We start from the raw sequence: 17,571 nt of genomic DNA on the forward strand, positions 1-17,571 counted from the left end.
CACCAGAGAGTGCCGGGGGATCAGGCGGCGTCAGATGCCGAAGGCGTGCATGAGGCGGGCGGTGGAGCGCGGGGCGACCCCGGCGAGGGCGTAGAGGGTGCGGGTGAAGCGGGGCTCGACGCGGGGGTTGTTGCTGTGGATGACGGCCTCGATCCGGTGGGCCGCTCGGAGCGGACGCTCTGTGTAATGGGTTTCGGCGTCCGACTGGGCGGCCGGGTAGTGCACGGCGGTGACCTTGATCCCGTGTGGGGACAGTTCGGCGTCGGCGCACTGGCCGAAGGTGGTCCAAGCGGCCTGGGCGCTGGCGTAGGAGGCGAAATTCGGTGCGGCGCCGGTGTTCACGTTCCATGGACCGACGTTGATCACGTGACCCGAACCGGACCGCAGCATGGCGGGTAGGAGGCCGAGGGTGAGCCGCAGCGGGCCGAAGTAGTTGGCCGCCATCATCTGCTGATAGTCCCGGAATCGGTGCAGCGACTGGGCCACCGGTCTGCGCACCGGCCGCCCGGCCTGGTTGATCAGCACATCAACCGCACCGAACTCGCCGAGCACCCACGTCACGAGCTGGTCGACGTCGCCGAGCGCTGAGGTGTCACAGCGATACCAATGCGCGTCGCCATCGCTCGCGCGGATCTCCTCGCAGGCGGCGATGAGCTGATCGCCGCGCCGGGCGACCAGGAGTAATCGGGCGCCTTGGGCGGCAAGCACATTCGCGGTGGCGCGGCCGATATCGGAGCACGCGTCGGTGACCAGGACGCGCTGACCGTCGAGTGATACCGGCGAACGGTGACGCTTGCGATCGGTGAATTTGACCGGAGCAGAACGAAATTCGGGCATCGGCACAGCAACCTTCACATGCGAACGGGCTGAACACACGCACGGCACCCCGCCGACAGTGCCGAAGCCGCTTGCCGCCGCTATCTTCTGGCGACTATGTGCGGCCCGTCACAGTATAGAGTTTGCCGACCGATTGATGGGGCCGTTCGACTCGGTCGATCTGCCCGATGTCAACTGCTCAAATGCCGGTAGCGGTGGATGGACAGCGGCAGGAATATCGCGATCAGCAGCATCGGCCACACTATCGCCATGAGCACCGAATGCTCGGCGATCCAGGAGTGATCGTTGCCGGTGGGATTGCCGAAGAGTTCGCGCGCCGCGGTGGCGGTGGACGACAGCGGGTTCCAGGCGGCGATGGCACCGAGCCAGGCGGGCATGGTGGCGGTGGCAACGAACGGGTTGGCAAGGAAGCCGATGGGAAATTCCAGCGTGCGCACCGCGGTGACGGCTTCCGGATCGGCATGGAACAGCAGTCCGAGGTAGGCGCCGATCCACAGGAAAGCGAAGCGCAGCAACAACAACAGTCCCGCGGCGGCGAGTGCGTTCCCGAGACCGTTGTGCGGATACCAGCCGATCGCTAGTCCGCAGCCGATGAGCACCGCCAGCGCGATTGTCGAATTGAGCATGTCGGCGAGGGCGCGGCCGACCAGGACAGCCGAGGATGACATGGGCATCGAACGGAAGCGGTCGGTGATGCCGCGCGCGGCATCGGAACTGACCGCGACCATGGTGGTGCCGATGCCGAACACCATGGTCATCGCGAACATGCCGGGCAGCAGGAACTCTCGGTAGTCGCCGCCGCCGGGAACGGTCATCGCGCCACCGAGCAGATATCCGAACATCAGCACGATCATGATCGGGAACAGCAGGGTGTTGGCGATGACGACGCCGGGTTGCCGCTGCCAGTGGGCGAGGTCGCGGCGGGCGAGGGTGATCGCGTCGGACACGGCCCAGGCCATCCGGTGCCGGTCCGGCGTAGCGAGCGTGGTGGGGGCAATGCTGGTCATGCGTAATCCTTTTCGGTGATGTGCTCGGCCGGGCCGCTGGTCAGTCGCAAGAACACCTCGTCGAGGGTGGGGCGACGCAGGGCGATGTCCTCGATCGGGATCTCGGATCGGCGTAGCGCGCCTGCGATGTCGGCGAGTGCGACGACCGGGTCGTCGACCGGGGCGCTGATTCGGCGCGTGTCGACGTCGATGACCGGTTCTGTCCGCAAGTGAGGGCGTACGACGTCCGCGGTGGCGGGCAGGTCCGCAACGTCGTGCGTGACTATGTCGATGCGGTCCCCGCCCATTCGGGATTTCAACTGTTCGGGGCTGCCGGTGGCGATTACGCGGCCGTGGTTCATCACCGAGATCCTGGCCGCGAGTTGGTCGGCTTCTTCGAGGTACTGGGTGGTGAGCAGCACGGTCGTGCCCGCGTCGACCAGATTGCGAACCGCTTGCCAGACTTGGTTGCGGTTGTGTGGATCCAGGCCGGTGGTCGGCTCGTCCAGAAACAGCACCGGCGGGGCGACCAGAAAGCTGGCGGCCAGATCCAGCCGCCGCCGCATTCCGCCGGAGTAATTCTTGATCGGCTTGTCGCCAGTGTCGGATAACCCGAACCATTCCAGTAGTTCATCGGCCCGCCGCCGGGCCCGCACCGCACCGAGATGGTAGAGCCGCCCGAACATTTCGAGGTTTTGCCGCCCCGACAGCACGTCGTCCACCGCGACATGCTGACCGACCAGCCCGATCCGATGCCGCACCTGCGCCGCGTGCGTCACCACGTCGATCCCGGCCACCTCGACACGACCGGCATCCGGCCGCGCCAGTGTGGTCAAGATCCGGACCGCAGTCGTCTTACCAGCGCCGTTCGGGCCGAGCAGCCCGTACACCATGCCCGCGGGCACAACCAGGTCGAATCCGTTCAGGGCCGCGGTGGTGCCGTACTGCTTCACGACCTGATCGCAGACGATCACGTTGTCCATCCCGACTCCTCAATACTGTACAAAGTAGACTATTGGAGAATAGGGTACTTTGTACAGAGTTTCAAGGGTGGGTAGTCGTGTGCCGAAACAACCGTGTCGGAGTAGCGCTTCCGTCATGGCGGAGGTGCTCAGCGCCGCGGCCCGATATGGCGGTGCGCGGCAGGCCGGTGTGCCTGGTGCTGCGACTCCCGAGGCCGGGCGCGCCGGTAGTCCGGAGGTGGTGGTGCGCGGCGGAGCCGAGGCTCTGGTGCCGGGACGCGCTGGCCTGCGAGTGATGCAGGCGCCCGGTGCCGCTTGTGGTCAATGAATTCGACAGGAACGGAACGAAATTCGGCATCGGCGCAGTAACCGTCACATGCGAACGGGTCGAACACACGCACGCCACCCACCCGCCCCACGGGATCCCCGTCGAACGGGACATCACCGAGCCTCGTCCCGCGATTCGGCGCAGTGATGTCCCGTTCGGCTACAGAACGCTGTACTTGTCGTGGTTACGTCACTGCGGTGTACCCACCGTCACGGTCGTACACGATCACTGCAGCCACTACCGGCCACCCGAAAGTCCGGCGGCCCCACCGTATGCCCGACGCGTGGCACCTGGAAACCGCAGCCAGCTGGTCCTCGACAACGTCGCTGCCGAAGTCGCGCTGCGGCTCACTCGTCACACTGGGACCCACGGCGCGGTTTGCGAGCGGATCCTGCGAAGACTTCTACTCCTCCGACTCGTAGCGCAGCGCATTCTCCGAGCGGCAGATCTCGTCGATACCAGAAACGATGTCGCGCAACAACTCTGACGGTAGGGCGGCGGGGCGGAGGCGGCTGGTGAAGGTGATCAGGCCGTGGTCTTCGGGGGAGAGGCCGCGGGCGGCGGATTCCGAGCGCAGGTAGCGGGAGCGCACGCCGTAGGTCATTGCGGAGATGACGGTGAAGCAGCCGGTGCGTTCGCGGTGTCCGGCGAACAGGTCGTGCAGGCGGTAGAAGACCGAGGTGTAGCTCGACAGCGGCGCGAAAATGCCGACCCGGTAGGCGGGGCCGCGCTCGGATGAGCTGAGGGCGGTGTCGGCGAGGTATTCCGCGTCGCGCAAGGTTTGCACCTTCGGCGCGAAGAGCACCGCGCCCGCCGCGGCGTTGCGCAGCGGCATACCGGCGGGGCCGCCCGCGGCGGAAGCGATGACGCCCAGCGACTTCCTCGCCCGCGAACCCACCTCGCGCCGCGCGCGCAGCGAGCGGGTCGGCGCGGTGGGGGTCAAGGTGGACCACTGGCCGAACCGCACCGTGCCGAGTTGCACATGTCCCACGCCGCCCGGCCGCGCGACCTTCAGCGGCGCGGTGTCGACCCAGCGACCCACCTGCAGTGCGGCGTTGCCGGGGCGGGTGATCTCCGCGTAGGCGTGTTCGACGAAGGAGTCGAAGTCGAGGAACCGGTCGGCGTTGGTGGTCAGCCAGGTGCGGTCCTTGTCGATGTCGATCACGTCGAGGGTGAGCGCGGTGATGATGCCCGCGCGCCCGCCCGCGCCGAGAATGCGGTGGAAGCGCTCGGTATGATGGGTGCGCCCGCAGGTGCCGATGCGCCCATCGTTGTCGACGTACTCCAGATCGACGACCTGGTCGATGAACATGCCATACTTGTGCGAGGCGGCGCTCACCCCGCCGACGGACGCGAATCCGCCCGCGGTGATGTCGCGATGGTCGCCGACGATCGGCAGGCCGAGTCCGTGCGCGCCGAGCCGCCGGTCGATGTCGGACAGCTTGGCGCCGGCCTGCACCCGCACCGTCCGCCGCCCCAGATTGATGTCGAGCACCTGATTCATCCGCCGCAGCGACACCACGGTCGGCTGCGCGGGCAGTGTCAGACCATCGTCCAGTTGCTCGCCGCCGCGTACCGTCAGCCGTTCCGCGCGGCCACGTGAATCCCGAACCGTGCGAACGACATCCGCCGTGTCACGGGGTAGGTATTCCTCGGCGGAGACAAACTGCGGCGTGCTCATGGCACGAAAGCTACTACAGCGCGGCCCGCGCCGCTCGCCCGATCTCGGGTGCTATCCGGCTGCCGGTGCGAGCTGCTTGCTGAACAGCACGGATCCGCTCGCATCGCACAAGTTGACCGTCAGTTCCCTTGACTTGCCGTCGATCAGCACCTCGCCGAAATGCTGGAAGGCGTCCAGCGGCGAACTGTTCTGCACGGGTGGCGCGTGCACGAACATCGCCTCCGGCCCGAACGTCGCGTCCAGCGGGTTGGGGCCGAACGCGCCCGCGTTGAGCGGTCCGGAGACGAACTCCCAGAACTCGTCGAAGTCGGTGAACGCCGCACGCTCGGGCGAGTAGTGGTGCGCCGCCGTGTAGTGCACGTCGGCGGTGAGCCACACCACGTCGGTGACCTTGTTCGCCTTGATCGCCGAGAGTACCTGGGCGATCTCGGTTTCCCGGCCGGAGGGGGCGCCGGGGTTGCCATTGGCCGGGCCCTCGAACGCGACGGTGTTCTGCTGTTCACCGTCCTTGACGACCACACCGAGCGGCAAGTCGTTGGCGACGATCTTCCAGGTGGCCGTCGAATCGCGCAGGCCCTCGATCAGCCAGTTGGTCTGTGCCGGACCGAAGATGCTGCCGGTGGGGCCGTTGTTGCTGTCGTTGGCGTCCTTGTAGGTCCGCATGTCCAGCACGAAGATGTCCAGCAGCGGGCCGTAGGAGATCTTGCGATAGAGGCGGCCGTCCACCGCTTCCTTTGGCTCCACCGGCATCCACTCGTGGAACGCCTGCCAGGCGCGGGTGGCCAGGGTGTCCATGCTGCGCTCGGTGTAGCCCTTGGACTCGGGGACCAGGCCGCCGGGGTACCAGTTGTTGACCGTCTCGTGGTCGTCCCACTGCACCAGTTGGGCGACCGAGGAGTTGAAGCGGAGGTAGTTCTGGTCGGTCAGGTTGTAGGCGTAGTTGCCGCGGAACTGCTGGAGAGTCTGCGCTGGCGCGCTTTTCGCCTCGGTCACCGAGTTGCGCCAGATTCGCCCGTCGGGCAGCGTCACCGATTCCTTGACCGGGTTGTCGGCGTAGATGGCGTCACCTGAGTGGATGAACAGGTGCGGGTCGCGGGCGGCCATGGTGGCGAAGATCCGCATGCCGCCCAGGTCGGGATTGATGCCGTAACCTTGGCCGACGACATCGCCGGACCAGTGCAGCTTGATGTCGGACGCGCCGGTGGGCACGGTGCGGAACACGCCGGTGATCGGTTCGGAGATGGCGCCGTCCTCACCCTCCAGCGTCACCCGGTAGTGCACTTGCTCGCCCGCGGGCAGGCCGTTGACGCGCACCCGGCCGGTGCCGTCGGTTGCCGGGGTCAGCAACGGTCCGGTGAATCGCTTGGCGTTGGCGAAGGATTCGGTGGGTGCGGTCTCCACGATCAGCTTCGCAGGCCGGTCGGCGCGCGCCCAGATCAGCGCGCCGTCACTGCGCGGATCGCCCACCGCGACGCCGTGCGTCAGCAGTGGGCGCTGGCGGATGAGACCGGGCCCATCGTTCGACGAGCACGCGGCCAGCGCGGGGGCGGCCACCAGCCCGAGCGCGGAGGTGCGCAGCAAGGTGCGCCGGGAGAGGCCGAAGGTCGAACCAGTCATGGGGTCACCCTGGACCAGATATCCCAACGCAATATGAACGGGTTCGGTCCGATTGGGTAACGGGATGGCCCGGGCGGGCACCCGCACATCGACATCGGCACCGTGCTCAGACGGATGCGGACACTCGACGAAGGGCGTCGAGGGCGGTCTCGGGGGAGGTGTTGAAGCAGAACCGGATTCCCGGCGCTGCCTCGACCACGACGTTGACGATGCGCTCGAACAGCAGGGTGTGCTCAGCAAATGCGCGTATCGCACCGCCGACCATGACGAGGTCGAACGAATGGTTCGCCAGCATCGTCCGAATCGCGGTTTCGGCTTCCTCGGGCGACGCACCGACCAGGCAGGGCGTGACTTCGAACTCGGTGTCCTGGAGGGCGGCGTTGGCAGCACCGACCCTGGCCGTGAGTTGTGCCTCGTCCAGGCCGGGGAAACGGCTGTAGTCCAACGCTTGTGGATGCAGTCCGATGGTCAGCGCCCGGGGTCGTACGACTGGCTGGGTCATCGCTCTCCTTCATGGAGCCGGGTCCGTCTGTCCGCGTGGGACGATGGTCCCGGTTCGTGCAATTGCTTTGTAAGCAAAGGTATTTTGGAGAGAGGGATATGTCAACGGAGACCGGCCCATCCCTGGACGAGAGCGTCCGAGCCATGGTGCTGCTCATGCCACGGTTGGTCGCCCGCGCGAAGCGGCTGCCGGTTCCCGAAGCTTTGCGATCGCTCGAGTTGGCGCCTCGCCACCTGTCGCTGTTGACCTACGTGCTGTTCGACGGGCCACTGACAGTGAACGAGCTGGCGAAGCGACTGGAGGTAGCGCCAACGACCGTGAGCTTGATGGTCGGCGACCTCAGTCGCCACGGCGTAGTGAGCCGCAGGACCGACGAAAACGACCGGCGGCGAACCCTTGTCACCATCGCCGACGCACATCGAGCGGCGGTAACGGCCTGGCTCGGCGGTGCGGACCGTGGCTGGCGCGCCGCCCTTGGCCCGTTGACGGCCGAGCAGCGCGCCCTCGTGATTGCCACACTTCGCGCCTATGAGGAAGCCGTCTCGTCCAGCTGATTCGGGCGTGCCAGACGGTCAGCGAACCCGTGGCCGGGTGCGCCGAGTCCCGGCGATGCTGTCGCGGCAGGGTTAGTTGATCGAGGACTCTTGACAAGTTGTGGCGTGTAGAGGAATCATCTGATGCCAATGGAATCAGGTGATTCCTTTGCGTGGCGGCATAGGTGGCATCGGGGAACTGGTGCCTATCCGCAGGCGATCGCCGCGGCAGACAAGCGGAACAGGAAGTAGCCCGTGGCTAGTAGTGAAGAGCACGTGTCTGTCGTGGTTGTCGGTGCCGGGTTCGCGGGGATCGGGCTGGGGGTTCGGTTGCGGCAGGCCGGGTTCGAGGATTTCGTGATCCTCGAGCGGGCTGCCGAACTCGGTGGGACCTGGCGGGCGAATACCTATCCGGGCTGTGCCTGTGATGTGCCGTCGATGTTGTATTCGTATTCGTTCGCGCCGAATCCGGAATGGTCGCGCAGATATAGCACACAGCCGGAAATTCTCGACTATCTGCGTGGTGTGGCGGCGAAATTCGATGTGCCGCAGCATATTCGCTACGACACCGAGCTGCGCGAGGCGAGTTGGGATGACGCGCGAGGGTATTGGTGGGTCAGTACGTCGCAGGGGTCGATGACGGCTGATGTCCTGGTATCGGCGATCGGGCCGTTCAGTGAGGCGCAGATTCCGGAGCTGCCGGGGGTCGAGAGCTTCACCGGCAACCAATTCCATTCGCTGCATTGGGATCACGATCACGACCTGACCGGCGAACGGGTGGCCGTCATCGGCACCGGGGCGTCCGCGGTGCAGTTCATCCCCGAGATCCAGCCGGTGGTGCGGCAGTTGACGGTATTCCAGCGGTCCGCGCCGTGGATCGTGCCGAGGATGGACTGGGCCACCACCGATCTCGAGCGGTCCCTGCTCCGCCGGATGCCCTTGCTGGGTAAGGCCGTTCGGGGCGCCTACTTCGCCGCCATCGAGGGCTTCGGGCTGGTCGGCTTCGTGGACAAGCGATTCCGTCACCCCTACGAGGCGCTGGGGCGGCTTCAACTGCGCAGGCAAGTGCGGGATCCTCGGCTGCGCGAACGACTGACGCCCGATTACATGATCGGATGTAAGCGCGCCATCTTCTCCGACGCCTACTATCCGGCGCTCACCCAGCCGAACGTCGAGGTGGTCACCGCACGGATCGCAGCTGTCGGGCCACGGTCCATTCGCACCGACGACGGTGTGGAACATGAGGTGGACACGATCATCTGGGGTACCGGCTTCGGTGTGCCGCCACAGGTGTTCGATCGCGTCCGCGGCAGTGCCGGCCGCAGCATGGGCGAGCTGTATCGCGACCGGCCGCAAAGCTATCTGGGTACCACGGTCGCCGGTTTCCCGAACTTCTTCACCACACTCGGCCCCTTCGGCGCCGCCGGGAACCAGTCCGCTATCTACATGATCGAAGCCCAGGTCCGCTACATCGTGGACGCACTGAAAACCATGCGGGACAATGGACTCCGGCGAATCGAGGTGCGCCCGGAAGCACAGCGCGCATTCCTCCGAGAAATGGCAGTCCGCAGCCGGGACACCGTCTGGGTAACCGGCAACTGCCGCAGCTACTACCAAACCGCCGACGGCACCGGCAACGCCGGTCTGTACCCGAACTGGAGTTTCGAATACGCGCGTCGCACAAGCCGATTCGACGAGGATGCTTACCTGACCAGCGCGGTGCGGGGGTATCGGAATGCCGTTCTCGACAGCGAGGTGATCCAGTGATACTGGGCTTGGGTTGGCCGACGGCAGATTTCGATGTGCGGGGTCGGGTGGTGGTGATCAGTGGTGCGGGGCAGGGGATCGGGTTGGAGTTGGCGCGGATTGTGTATCGCCGCGGTGCTCGGGTGGCGATGCTCGATCTCGATGAGGAGCGAACCCGGGTCGCCGCAGGCGAATTGGGGGAGCGGGCAATGGGGGTCCGTGCCGATGTCGCCGATCGTGCCGGGATGGTCGCCGCCCTCGAAGTGGTTCGCGAGCGATTCGGCAGGGTGGACGTCGTGGTCGCGAATGCCGGAGTTACGCCTGCACCGGCGACGATTCGCACGATGGACCCGGCCGATTTCGATCGTGTCCTCGCGATCAATCTGACCGGGGCGTTCAATACGGTGCACCCGGCATTGGACGACATCGTTGCCAGCCGCGGGCATGTCGTTGTCGTATCCTCGTGCGCGGCATTCGCACCCGGCATGGGTGGCTCGCCGTACATGGTCAGTAAAGCGGGTGTGGAACAGTTCGGTCGCGCGTTGCGTGTCGAACTCGCCGCGGCCGGGGCCAGCGCGGGGGTCGCCTACTTCGGCATCGTGGACACCGCGATGACCCAGCACACCCTCGACGAGGACGAGCTCGGTCGCGAGGTCGGGCGACTGCTGCCGTGGCCGTTGAACCGCCGGATCAGCGCCGTCGAGGCCGCCACCACCATTGCCGACGGCATCGCCCATCGTGCCCCACGCACCATCGCCCCGGGTGTGTGGGAGCCGTACGCGCTACTGCGTGGCGCCGTCAATGTGCTGCTCGACCGGTACCTCAGCCTCGACGCGCACACGCACGAACTGATCCGTCGACTGGAACGACGCGCGGTGCCGAACTCCTCGACAGTGCCGTGACATCATCAGGACCGTGAGTTCGTCAGCCACCAACACCTGGCGCGGCAGCACCATGGCCGCACGTTCCGCCGAGCGGCGGGACCAATTGGTGCGCGCCGGATTCGAACTGCTCGGTGCGGACGGCGCGGCGGCCACCACCATGCGCGCCGTCTGCCGTGGGGCGGGTCTGAGCCTGCGCTACTTCTACGAGAGCTTCCCCGATCGCGAAGCGCTGCTCGTCGAGGTCTACGACCAGGTCGCGCACGGTCTGCTGGCGGCGGTCAGCACGCGTTTGGCCACCGCACCCGACGACGAAACCGCCCGCATCCATGTGGCTTTCGACGCCGCCGCCCAGTATTTCGAAGACGACCCACGCCGCAGCCGAATCATGTTCCGCGAAACCCTCGCCGATGACACCCTGCGCACCCACGGCTCCGCCGCCCTCCCCGACTTCGTCCAACTCGTCGCCGCCCAACTCTCCCCCCACCGAGCCGCCGACCGCACCCCCGACCACCTCACCATGCCGATCAGCGCCCTCTCCGGCGCCCTCGTCTCCCTCTTCCTCGACTGGCTCGCCGGCCGAATCCCCGCCACCCGCCCCGAACTCGTCACCTACGCCACCCACCTCACCACCACCATCCTCACCACCCCATAACCCCAAACGGACCACCCACCAACCCTGAGCCCCACTCGGCGACACCTCGCCCGCCGTGCGCCCCGAGCGGGACATGGTTGCGGCAAAGTGCGAGAGCACACTCGGTGATGTCCCGGTCGGCGGAGGAACCTGGCCGGTGTGACCGCTGGCGCGCGTTAGTCCCCGGTGCTCGGCTGACTAGGAAGGCTCGCCGTGTGCGCCGAGCGGGACATGGTTGCGGCGAAGTGCGAGACGCGGCTCGGTGGTGTCCCGTTCGGCACGTGGCTTGGTGGTGTCCCGTTCGGCGGGGCGGCTATGGGGTCGACCGAATTGCCAACCGGCACTTCCTGATTCCCGGCTCGCAGACGCGGCTTGCTGATTCCCGGCACGGGAAGACGGGGGCGGGGCGGGGCGTGGAGGGTCCCGCCGATCCCGGTCAGCTGGCGGCGGTGTGGGGGATGCGGGTGGCTTCGGGTTCGCGGGGGGTGCCGGTGGGGGTGTTCTTTTTGAGGGTGGCGGCGTAGACGTCTACATATTCCTGGCCGCTGAGTTGCATGAGTTCGTACATGACCTCGTCGGTGACGGCGCGTTCGACGAAGCGGTTGCCGCCCATGCCTTCGTAGCGGGAGAAGTCGATGGGGGTGCCGAACTTGACGGTGACCTTGCGGCGGCGCCAGCGGAAGGGGCCGGGCGGGCTGACGGCGTCGGTGCCGATGACGGCGACCGGGATGACCGGGACACCGGTTTCCAGGGCGAGGCGGGCGAGGCCGGTCTTGCCCTTGTACAGGCGACCGTCGGGGGAGCGGGTGCCCTCGGGGTACAGGCCGACGAGGCGACCCTGGTCGAGCAGCTTGCGGGCGGCGTTGAGGGCGTCCTCGGCGGCGTCGGCCCCGGTGCGGTCGATCGGGAACTGGCCGGAGGTGGTGAAGAACCACTTCTGGAACGCGCCCTTGATGCCGGGGGTATTGAAGTATTCGGCCTTGGCCAGATAGTTGATCCGCCGCGGGCTCATCAACGGCGCGAACAGCCAGTCCGCGAAGGAGAGGTGGTTACCCGCCATGATCGCCGGACCGTCCGCCGGAATGTTCTCTACACCCTCGACCGTCGGCCTGTTGTAGAGATGCATGAACGGTCCCAGCAGCACGTACTTCAGCAGCCAGTAGAACATGACGTCCTTCCCCCGGGACCGGGATCGAAGCGGGCACCTGCGTCGGTTGCCGACTTTACCGCTGGTGCGAGATCACATCCAACCGCAGCGGCGAATCTCACCACACTCTGCCATGGGTAGGCAAGAGCGCCGTAATCGGAGTCCGGCAGCAGATTCCTCGGCGACCGGAATCGCGGGTCATCGGCGACCGAAGCAAGCATTCGACAACCGAATACCACTGCCGCACGCAATGAAACGTCCAGGTTGCCGAGCGGGCGGGGTCAGCGGGTGCGGGCTATTCGGGAGGACTTGCGTTCGGATTCGATGAGGGCGGCCCTGGCCAGGTCGGCGGCGCCGATCATGCCTGCGGCTTCGCCCAGTTGGGTGGTGCGGATGCGAGCCAGCGGGCGGTGACCCGCGCCGGTTACCGAGCGGGCGTATTCTTCGCGGGCCTCGTCCAGGAACAGGGGAGCGGAGCTGCTGACGCCGCCCGCGATGACGACCAGGTCGGGGTCGAAGATATCGCTGACGAAGGCGAGGCCGAGGCCGAGCCAGCGGGCGAAGTCGGCCATGACGCGGACGGCGAGTGGGTCGCCGTCCTGCGCCGCGCCCGCGACGCGGCGGCCGGTGAGCGAGCCGGGATCGCGGAAGACGTCTCTGGCGAGTACCGAGCGGACCGGGTCGGTGGCCAGCATTTCGATCGCGGTGTCGGCGAGTGCTGTTCCGCTGCAGTACCTTTCCCAGCAACCGCGCTTGCCGCACGGGCAGGCGCGGCCCCCAGGAACGACCTGCAGGTGGCCGAGTTCCGGTGCGACACCGTGGGTTCCGCGGTACAGCTGGCCGTCGATGAGCAGCGCGGCACCGATGCCGGTGCCGATCGCGACCAGCACCACGTTGTGCCCACCCGCGGCCGCGCCGAACCGGTATTCGGCCCACATCGCGGCGTTGGCGTCGTGCTCGAGGATGACCGGCAGCTCGAGTCGTTCGGTGAGCCGCTGCGCGACGGGGGTGTCCTGCCAGGGCAGATGGGGCGCGAACCGGACGGTGGAGCGGTCGCCGTTGATGAAACCGGCAACGGCCAAGCCCACCGCGCCGATCGGGTGCCTGCGGCACAATTCGCGAACGGAGCGGTCGAGGGCGTCCTCGAGCGCCTTGGCGGAATGCGGGGTCGGCGCCTGGACGGTATCGAGTACCTCGCCGCTGGTGTCGATCACGGATGCGCGAATGTTGGTGCCGCCGACGTCGATTCCGACAGTCAGCGGCCGCGCACCTGCTATGCGGTGCGTCATGCCTTGATCGTCACAGGGATGCTGACATAACGGGAACGTGAGCTGCGTTGTCCGGCACCGGAGTCCGTATCGGCTGAATCATCCTGTGACACACCATGTTTGTGCTGATGATCCGGCCCGTCCTCCGGCATGACCGGTTCGACCGGCACCCCGGCCAACGCTTCGCGCAGCACCGTCACGATCGCCGTACCGTGATCGGCCACCGTCTGGAGTACCTCGTGGTGCTCACCGCGCACCAGCGCGGCCGCCGCACACACCGGACACCAGCCGCAACTCGCCCACTCCACCTGTCCGTCGGCGGCCCGCCGCAACACCGGCTCGACCCGCTCGAGCACGGATTCGGCGAGCAACTTCAGTTCCGCGGCGAATTCGGCGAGGCCATCCACCGGGTTGTCGTCGCCGGTCGAGCCTTTCGGTTGCTCGCTCGCTTCCGGCGCGTCATCGTCCGGGCCGTGGTGGTCGCGCGGACCGGCACCGGTCGTCCGGTCACCGCTCATCGGGCCATACCTCCGGGTCGGGGCGGAACCGCACCACGAGGTGTCCTCCGTCGAGTTCGGCGCCGTCGACCGTGCATCGCCGCAACACCGGCGCGAGACGTACTCGCCGCCGGACACCGTCCGCTCCCACGATCAAATCGTCCTCCACTCGGCCAAGTCGCAGCGTCGCCGCATCGACAACGGGCAGATGCATCCGCAGTGTGTAGATCGCGCGCAGACCGGTGCCCGATTCACATCGAACCACCGGTTCGCCGGAACTCGCGTCAACCTCCACCGGACTGTCGCTCAGCATAAGGGCTGTGTCGTCACTGTTCCTGTCCGTGTCCACCGCGTACGACAGCGCCGCGAGCGAGGTCAGTCCGATCGGTTCCGGTCCGGTGTGCTGCGCGATCAGCACGGGAATACCCGGCATCGAGCGTTCTAATTCGGCGATCGCGGCGAGCTGTTCGGCGCGGCGGTTGAGATACCAGTGCACCGCCGGATGCGCTGCGTCGATCGGGGCCGTGGAATCGGGTGGCGCAGTGGGCGGCAGCACCTTATTGACCACCACCGCGTCCAACCGCAGCCCGAGCAGCACGGCGGCCGAGCGGACCCGCTCGGATTCGGCGAGCGTCACCCGCTCGGCGACGGTGATCAGCCGGGCGCCGGTGCGCTGATGGTCGGCCAGCAGATCACGGACCTCGGTGACCGCCTTGACGATCCGCTCCACCGTCGCGGCGAGCACCGCGCGCCGCAGATCGGTGCCCACCGTGCTCATCGCTCGCGCGTGCGGCGGCCAGATCCGTTCGAGGTAACCGAGCAGGGTGTCCGGTGCGGTGATGATGCGCAGCATGTCGGCCGACGGCGGGCAGTCGACGACGATCACATCCCAGTCGTCCTCGTTCGCGAACTGGGTGATCTCCACCAGCATCAGCAGTTCCTGCACGCCGGGCAGCCCGGTCAGTTCGGCCGGGTCGAGTGCGGCGATATCGATACCGTGGTCGTGGCCGGTCCCCGGCGACAGCACGCGGACCACCTCGCGGAACCGATCCTCCAGCAGCGCAAGGGAATCCACCTCGATCACGTCGAGGCCGGGCAGCACGGTGGCGACCCCGGTGACGGTGCCCGGATCGTGCGGGAAACGAAAGCCGAGCGCGTCACCCAGCGAATGCGCCTGATCCAGCGAGGCCACCAGCACCCGGCGTCCTGCCCTGGCATAGGACATGGCGGTGGCACACGCCAGCGTCGTCTTGCCTACCCCGCCTTTGCCGATGAACAGTTCGACACGGGTCGTGTGCGTCGTCAGCCTTCGACCCGTTTCTTCAGTTCTTTCAGCGCGGTATCGGTGATCACCTTCTCGGCCTTGCGTTTGAACATGCCGATCATCGGGATATTCAGATCCACGGTCAGCGTGTAGACGACCTCGGTGCCACCGTCGGGCTGATCGATGAGTTCGTAGGTGCCGTTCTGCGCCTTCTGCAGTTCACCGCTGACCAGCGTCCAGCTGACCGCTTTATTGTCAGGGCGCCAGGTATAGGAGAGGACGTAGCTGTCCTTCACCACGCCAGCGTCCAGCACGAATCGGGCGGTGCGCGCCCGTCCGTCCGGCCCCTTCTCCTGCACTTCTACGGATTTCGCCGCCGAGACCCACTCCGGGTAGGACTCCAGGTCGGCGATGACGGACATCACCTGCTGCGACGGGGCCTCGATGATGATCGACCTCTGGGTCCTGTCGGCCATGGCGGACAGCGGTTCCTTTCAGCGAAGGTGCTCGATGAGCGTCAGGAGGCGTGGGCGGGCGCGACACCGGCCGGGCGGCCGGCCTCGAGCCGGGACTTCAACTCGAACGACATGTTCTTGCCCGCCACCCGGCGCGCCCGATTGGCGGCGGCCATCTTGTTCGGCGCCAGTGCGGGTCGCGGCTCGGCGTGCAGGAAGTAGTGCACGATCACCCCGTCCAGCGCGGGCTGCAACCAGACTTCCATGGTCCCGTCCAGCGCGCCGGACACGGTCCAGCGGATTCCCTTGTCGCCCCGGTCTTCCCGGACGACCAAGGTCAGGTCCGGCCACCAGCGGCGCCAATTGTTCTGCGCGGACAGAATCTCGGCGACGGCAGTGCCCGGTGCGGCGACAAAGGTCTGGTCGGCGACCTGGATAGTGCTCACGACTCCGCCTCGCTAGCGCTCGGCTCCGTCGTGCGCCCAGGCGCGCGGTATCTCTGGTTCGCTCGCTGACGCTCGCTCATGACTCCGCCTCGCTAGCGCTCGGCTCTCTCGAGAGCACGGACGCTGTGTCCATGATTCGCTCGCGCACCCTCACGACGCTGCCTCGCTGTCGCTAGGTTCCGTCGCCAGCACGGACGCTGTGTCTATGGTTCGCTCGATGCGCTCCCTCACGAGGTGAGCGTATCGGATCGAGGCCGCCGAGCTCACCGCAGCAGTTGGCGCAGCCGGGCGCCGTGCGTGTCCCAGCGCCAGCGTTCCTCGACGAAGGCGCGGCCCGCGGCGCCCATGCGGGCGGCTTCGTCGCGGTCGGACAGGATATCGACCAGGGCGTCGGTGATCTGCTGGGTCGAGCGGCCGTCCACCACCCGGCCGGTTTCGCCCTCGATGACCGTTTCCGGGGCGCCGCCGGAACGGCCCGCTACCACCGGGACGCCGGACGCGGATGCTTCGAGGTAGACGATGCCGAGACCTTCCACGTCGAGGCCGGCGCCGCGGGTGCGGCATGGCATGGCGAAGACGTCGGCGAGGGTGTGATGGGCGGCCAGTTCGTCGGAGGGGACCCGGCCGGTGAAGACGACGTCGTCGGTGACGCCCAACGCGATGGCGAGTTGGCGCAGTTTCTCCTCGTAGGGTCCGCCGCCCGCGATCACCAGAACCGCGCCGGGAACGCGATTGCGGATCTCCAGCATGGCGACGATCAGTACGTCCTGACCCTTGCGGGGGACCAGGCGAGACAGGCACAGGATGGTCGGGCGGTCGCCGAGCCCGTAGCGGGCACGCAGCTCCGCGCGCGCGGCCGGGTCCGGGCGGAACGTCTCGGTGTCCACACCCGGCGGCAGGTACTCGAGCGCCGCGTTGCGCCCGAACGCCGACGCGAAACGCTGCCGGGTGTACTTGCTGACATAGGTGATGACGTCGGTGTGCTCACCGATCTGGCGCAACGCCTGCCGGGCGCCGGGCAGCATGGACCAGCCGACCTCGTGTCCGTGCGTGCTGGCCAGGATGCGTTCGGCGCCCGCGCGGCGCAACATCGGCGACATCAGCGCGAGCGGTGCGGCGGCGCCGAACCACACCGTGTCGCACTTCTCGCTGCGCAACAGGCGCGCCGCTCGGCGCATAACCAGTGGGGTCGGCAACATCAGCGTGGTGGGATGGCGGACCACCTGGAACTTCTGCTTGGCATCGAACTTCAAATGACTGTCGCCGCGCCAGCGTGGGGCGTACACCACCAGATCGTCGGGCGGCAGCTCACCGGCAAGGGCCTGCAGATAAGACTGAATACCACCCGGCCGCGGCGGGAAATCATTGGTCACCAGCAGAGTTCGGGCCATGAATCACAACCTACTGTGTCTATTTGGCGGCGCCTGCGGCGCCGCGTGTTCGCGGCCCCCGGGTGTCTCGCGTCCGAGCGGCCGAGACTTGCGCCTGCGGCGCGTGCGCTTCGGCCACTCGGACGCGAGACGGGCCGCGAACGGGCGATGCTCGGTCTCGCTTCGCTCGAAACCTGGGGTTGGGCTGGTGTTGTTGCAATCGGGGGTATCTCGCGGGCCAGTGTGAACGATCCGGTACGGCCGCGCGTTGGAATACCGCTCGGCCGCGCGGTGGAACATCGATCGGGCGGGCGGCCGTGTGTGAGACGGGCCGCCACGGCATCCGATGGAGTACGGCTCGCGTCGTGACTGAGCTCTGCGGTGCTGGGCTGTGGGTTGGCGGCTGTGATCTGTTGG

General features: G+C 67.1%; 18 protein-coding genes. 5 read left to right on the forward strand and 13 right to left on the reverse strand.

From position 1 onward, the window contains the following. Positions 1–30 precede the first annotated feature (30 nt). The 3 genes from KV110_RS11395 to KV110_RS11405 form a co-directional block, all read right to left on the reverse strand. Positions 31–837 carry an SDR family NAD(P)-dependent oxidoreductase gene (locus KV110_RS11395; RefSeq protein WP_218475761.1) on the reverse strand — a complete coding sequence of 269 codons (807 nt, stop codon included), beginning with the start codon at positions 835–837 and terminating at the stop codon, positions 31–33. A 170-nt stretch (positions 838–1,007) separates the two neighbouring features. After that, a complete protein-coding gene (locus KV110_RS11400) occupies positions 1,008–1,844 on the reverse strand; it encodes an ABC transporter permease (RefSeq protein ID WP_246634474.1) in 837 nt (278 codons plus the stop codon). Continuing rightward, positions 1,841–2,806: an ATP-binding cassette domain-containing protein gene (locus tag KV110_RS11405; RefSeq protein WP_218475763.1), complete on the reverse strand. Its 966-nt coding sequence runs from the start codon at positions 2,804–2,806 to the stop codon at positions 1,841–1,843. The genes KV110_RS11400 and KV110_RS11405 overlap by 4 nt, the downstream gene beginning before the upstream one ends. Positions 2,807–2,921: 115 nt before the next feature. Here KV110_RS11405 and KV110_RS11410 point away from each other — a divergent pair, with 115 nt between their 5' ends. Beyond that, positions 2,922–3,113: a hypothetical protein gene (locus KV110_RS11410; protein WP_218475765.1), complete on the forward strand. Its 192-nt coding sequence runs from the start codon at positions 2,922–2,924 to the stop codon at positions 3,111–3,113. A 403-nt stretch (positions 3,114–3,516) separates the two neighbouring features. Here the strand turns inward: KV110_RS11410 and KV110_RS11415 are convergent, their stop codons facing one another. The 3 genes from KV110_RS11415 to KV110_RS11425 all read right to left on the reverse strand — a co-directional run bounded on the left by KV110_RS11415 (position 3,517) and on the right by KV110_RS11425 (position 6,913). Next, a complete protein-coding gene (locus tag KV110_RS11415) occupies positions 3,517–4,794 on the reverse strand; it encodes an FAD-binding oxidoreductase (protein ID WP_218475767.1) in 1,278 nt (425 codons plus the stop codon). 51 nt (positions 4,795–4,845) lie between these two features. Then, positions 4,846–6,411 carry an alkaline phosphatase D family protein gene (locus KV110_RS11420; RefSeq protein WP_218475769.1) on the reverse strand — a complete coding sequence of 522 codons (1,566 nt, stop codon included), beginning with the start codon at positions 6,409–6,411 and terminating at the stop codon, positions 4,846–4,848. A gap of 106 nt (positions 6,412–6,517) precedes the next feature. Beyond that, the gene (locus KV110_RS11425; RefSeq protein WP_218475771.1) at positions 6,518–6,913 is read right to left on the reverse strand and encodes a hypothetical protein; all 396 of its coding nucleotides are present in this window, start codon (positions 6,911–6,913) and stop codon (positions 6,518–6,520) included. Between the two features lie 98 nt (positions 6,914–7,011). On the opposite strand from KV110_RS11425, the gene KV110_RS11430 reads away from it, so the two are divergent. The 4 genes from KV110_RS11430 (at position 7,012) to KV110_RS11445 (ending at position 10,728) form a co-directional block, all read left to right on the forward strand. Then, positions 7,012–7,467, forward strand: a complete 456-nt coding sequence (locus tag KV110_RS11430; protein ID WP_218475773.1) for a MarR family winged helix-turn-helix transcriptional regulator — start codon at positions 7,012–7,014, stop codon at positions 7,465–7,467. A gap of 234 nt (positions 7,468–7,701) precedes the next feature. Continuing rightward, positions 7,702–9,213, forward strand: a complete 1,512-nt coding sequence (locus tag KV110_RS11435) for a flavin-containing monooxygenase (RefSeq protein WP_218475775.1) — start codon at positions 7,702–7,704, stop codon at positions 9,211–9,213. Next, positions 9,210–10,094, forward strand: coding sequence for an SDR family oxidoreductase (locus tag KV110_RS11440; RefSeq protein ID WP_218475777.1), 885 nt, complete (start codon positions 9,210–9,212; stop codon positions 10,092–10,094). The genes KV110_RS11435 and KV110_RS11440 overlap by 4 nt, the downstream gene beginning before the upstream one ends. 13 nt (positions 10,095–10,107) lie before the next feature. Further along, positions 10,108–10,728, forward strand: a complete 621-nt coding sequence (locus KV110_RS11445) for a TetR/AcrR family transcriptional regulator (protein WP_218475778.1) — start codon at positions 10,108–10,110, stop codon at positions 10,726–10,728. Between the two features lie 415 nt (positions 10,729–11,143). Here the strand turns inward: KV110_RS11445 and KV110_RS11450 are convergent, their stop codons facing one another. From KV110_RS11450 to KV110_RS11480, 7 genes are all read right to left on the reverse strand, one after another. Further along, on the reverse strand, positions 11,144–11,875 hold the full coding sequence (locus KV110_RS11450; RefSeq protein WP_218475779.1) for a lysophospholipid acyltransferase family protein: 732 nt from the start codon (positions 11,873–11,875) through the stop codon (positions 11,144–11,146). A 260-nt stretch (positions 11,876–12,135) separates the two neighbouring features. Then, positions 12,136–13,143: an ROK family protein gene (locus KV110_RS11455; RefSeq protein ID WP_218475781.1), complete on the reverse strand. Its 1,008-nt coding sequence runs from the start codon at positions 13,141–13,143 to the stop codon at positions 12,136–12,138. Further along, positions 13,140–13,640, reverse strand: a complete 501-nt coding sequence (locus KV110_RS11460; RefSeq protein ID WP_246634475.1) for a hypothetical protein — start codon at positions 13,638–13,640, stop codon at positions 13,140–13,142. The genes KV110_RS11455 and KV110_RS11460 overlap by 4 nt, the downstream gene beginning before the upstream one ends. Continuing rightward, a complete protein-coding gene (locus KV110_RS11465) occupies positions 13,630–14,925 on the reverse strand; it encodes an ArsA family ATPase (protein ID WP_281427820.1) in 1,296 nt (431 codons plus the stop codon). The genes KV110_RS11460 and KV110_RS11465 overlap by 11 nt, the downstream gene beginning before the upstream one ends. Continuing rightward, positions 14,922–15,359, reverse strand: a complete 438-nt coding sequence (locus tag KV110_RS11470) for an SRPBCC family protein (protein WP_218475783.1) — start codon at positions 15,357–15,359, stop codon at positions 14,922–14,924. Before KV110_RS11470 ends, KV110_RS11465 begins: the two co-directional genes overlap by 4 nt. 41 nt (positions 15,360–15,400) lie before the next feature. Further along, positions 15,401–15,784: a polyketide cyclase / dehydrase and lipid transport gene (locus tag KV110_RS11475; RefSeq protein ID WP_218475785.1), complete on the reverse strand. Its 384-nt coding sequence runs from the start codon at positions 15,782–15,784 to the stop codon at positions 15,401–15,403. Between the two features lie 263 nt (positions 15,785–16,047). Then, the gene (locus KV110_RS11480; protein ID WP_218475787.1) at positions 16,048–17,175 is read right to left on the reverse strand and encodes a glycosyltransferase family 4 protein; all 1,128 of its coding nucleotides are present in this window, start codon (positions 17,173–17,175) and stop codon (positions 16,048–16,050) included. Positions 17,176–17,571 lie beyond the last annotated feature (396 nt).

The sequence above is a fragment of the Nocardia iowensis genome (genome assembly GCF_019222765.1).
GTDB lineage: Bacteria > Actinomycetota > Actinomycetes > Mycobacteriales > Mycobacteriaceae > Nocardia > Nocardia iowensis.

What these genes read in the sequence shown, in the direction of transcription:
- KV110_RS11395 (WP_218475761.1), bottom strand. Translation starts at nt 837, where the DNA reads ATGCCCGAATTTCGTTCTGCTCCGGTCAAATTCACCGATCGCAAGCGT.
- KV110_RS11400 (WP_246634474.1), bottom strand. Translation starts at nt 1,844, where the DNA reads ATGACCAGCATTGCCCCCACCACGCTCGCTACGCCGGACCGGCACCGG.
- KV110_RS11405 (WP_218475763.1), bottom strand. Translation starts at nt 2,806, where the DNA reads ATGGACAACGTGATCGTCTGCGATCAGGTCGTGAAGCAGTACGGCACC.
- KV110_RS11410 (WP_218475765.1), top strand. Translation starts at nt 2,922, where the DNA reads ATGGCGGAGGTGCTCAGCGCCGCGGCCCGATATGGCGGTGCGCGGCAG.
- KV110_RS11415 (WP_218475767.1), bottom strand. Translation starts at nt 4,794, where the DNA reads ATGAGCACGCCGCAGTTTGTCTCCGCCGAGGAATACCTACCCCGTGAC.
- KV110_RS11420 (WP_218475769.1), bottom strand. Translation starts at nt 6,411, where the DNA reads ATGACTGGTTCGACCTTCGGCCTCTCCCGGCGCACCTTGCTGCGCACC.
- KV110_RS11425 (WP_218475771.1), bottom strand. Translation starts at nt 6,913, where the DNA reads ATGACCCAGCCAGTCGTACGACCCCGGGCGCTGACCATCGGACTGCAT.
- KV110_RS11430 (WP_218475773.1), top strand. Translation starts at nt 7,012, where the DNA reads ATGTCAACGGAGACCGGCCCATCCCTGGACGAGAGCGTCCGAGCCATG.
- KV110_RS11450 (WP_218475779.1), bottom strand. Translation starts at nt 11,875, where the DNA reads ATGTTCTACTGGCTGCTGAAGTACGTGCTGCTGGGACCGTTCATGCAT.
- KV110_RS11455 (WP_218475781.1), bottom strand. Translation starts at nt 13,143, where the DNA reads ATGACGCACCGCATAGCAGGTGCGCGGCCGCTGACTGTCGGAATCGAC.
- KV110_RS11460 (WP_246634475.1), bottom strand. Translation starts at nt 13,640, where the DNA reads ATGAGCGGTGACCGGACGACCGGTGCCGGTCCGCGCGACCACCACGGC.
- KV110_RS11470 (WP_218475783.1), bottom strand. Translation starts at nt 15,359, where the DNA reads ATGGCCGACAGGACCCAGAGGTCGATCATCATCGAGGCCCCGTCGCAG.
- KV110_RS11480 (WP_218475787.1), bottom strand. Translation starts at nt 17,175, where the DNA reads ATGGCCCGAACTCTGCTGGTGACCAATGATTTCCCGCCGCGGCCGGGT.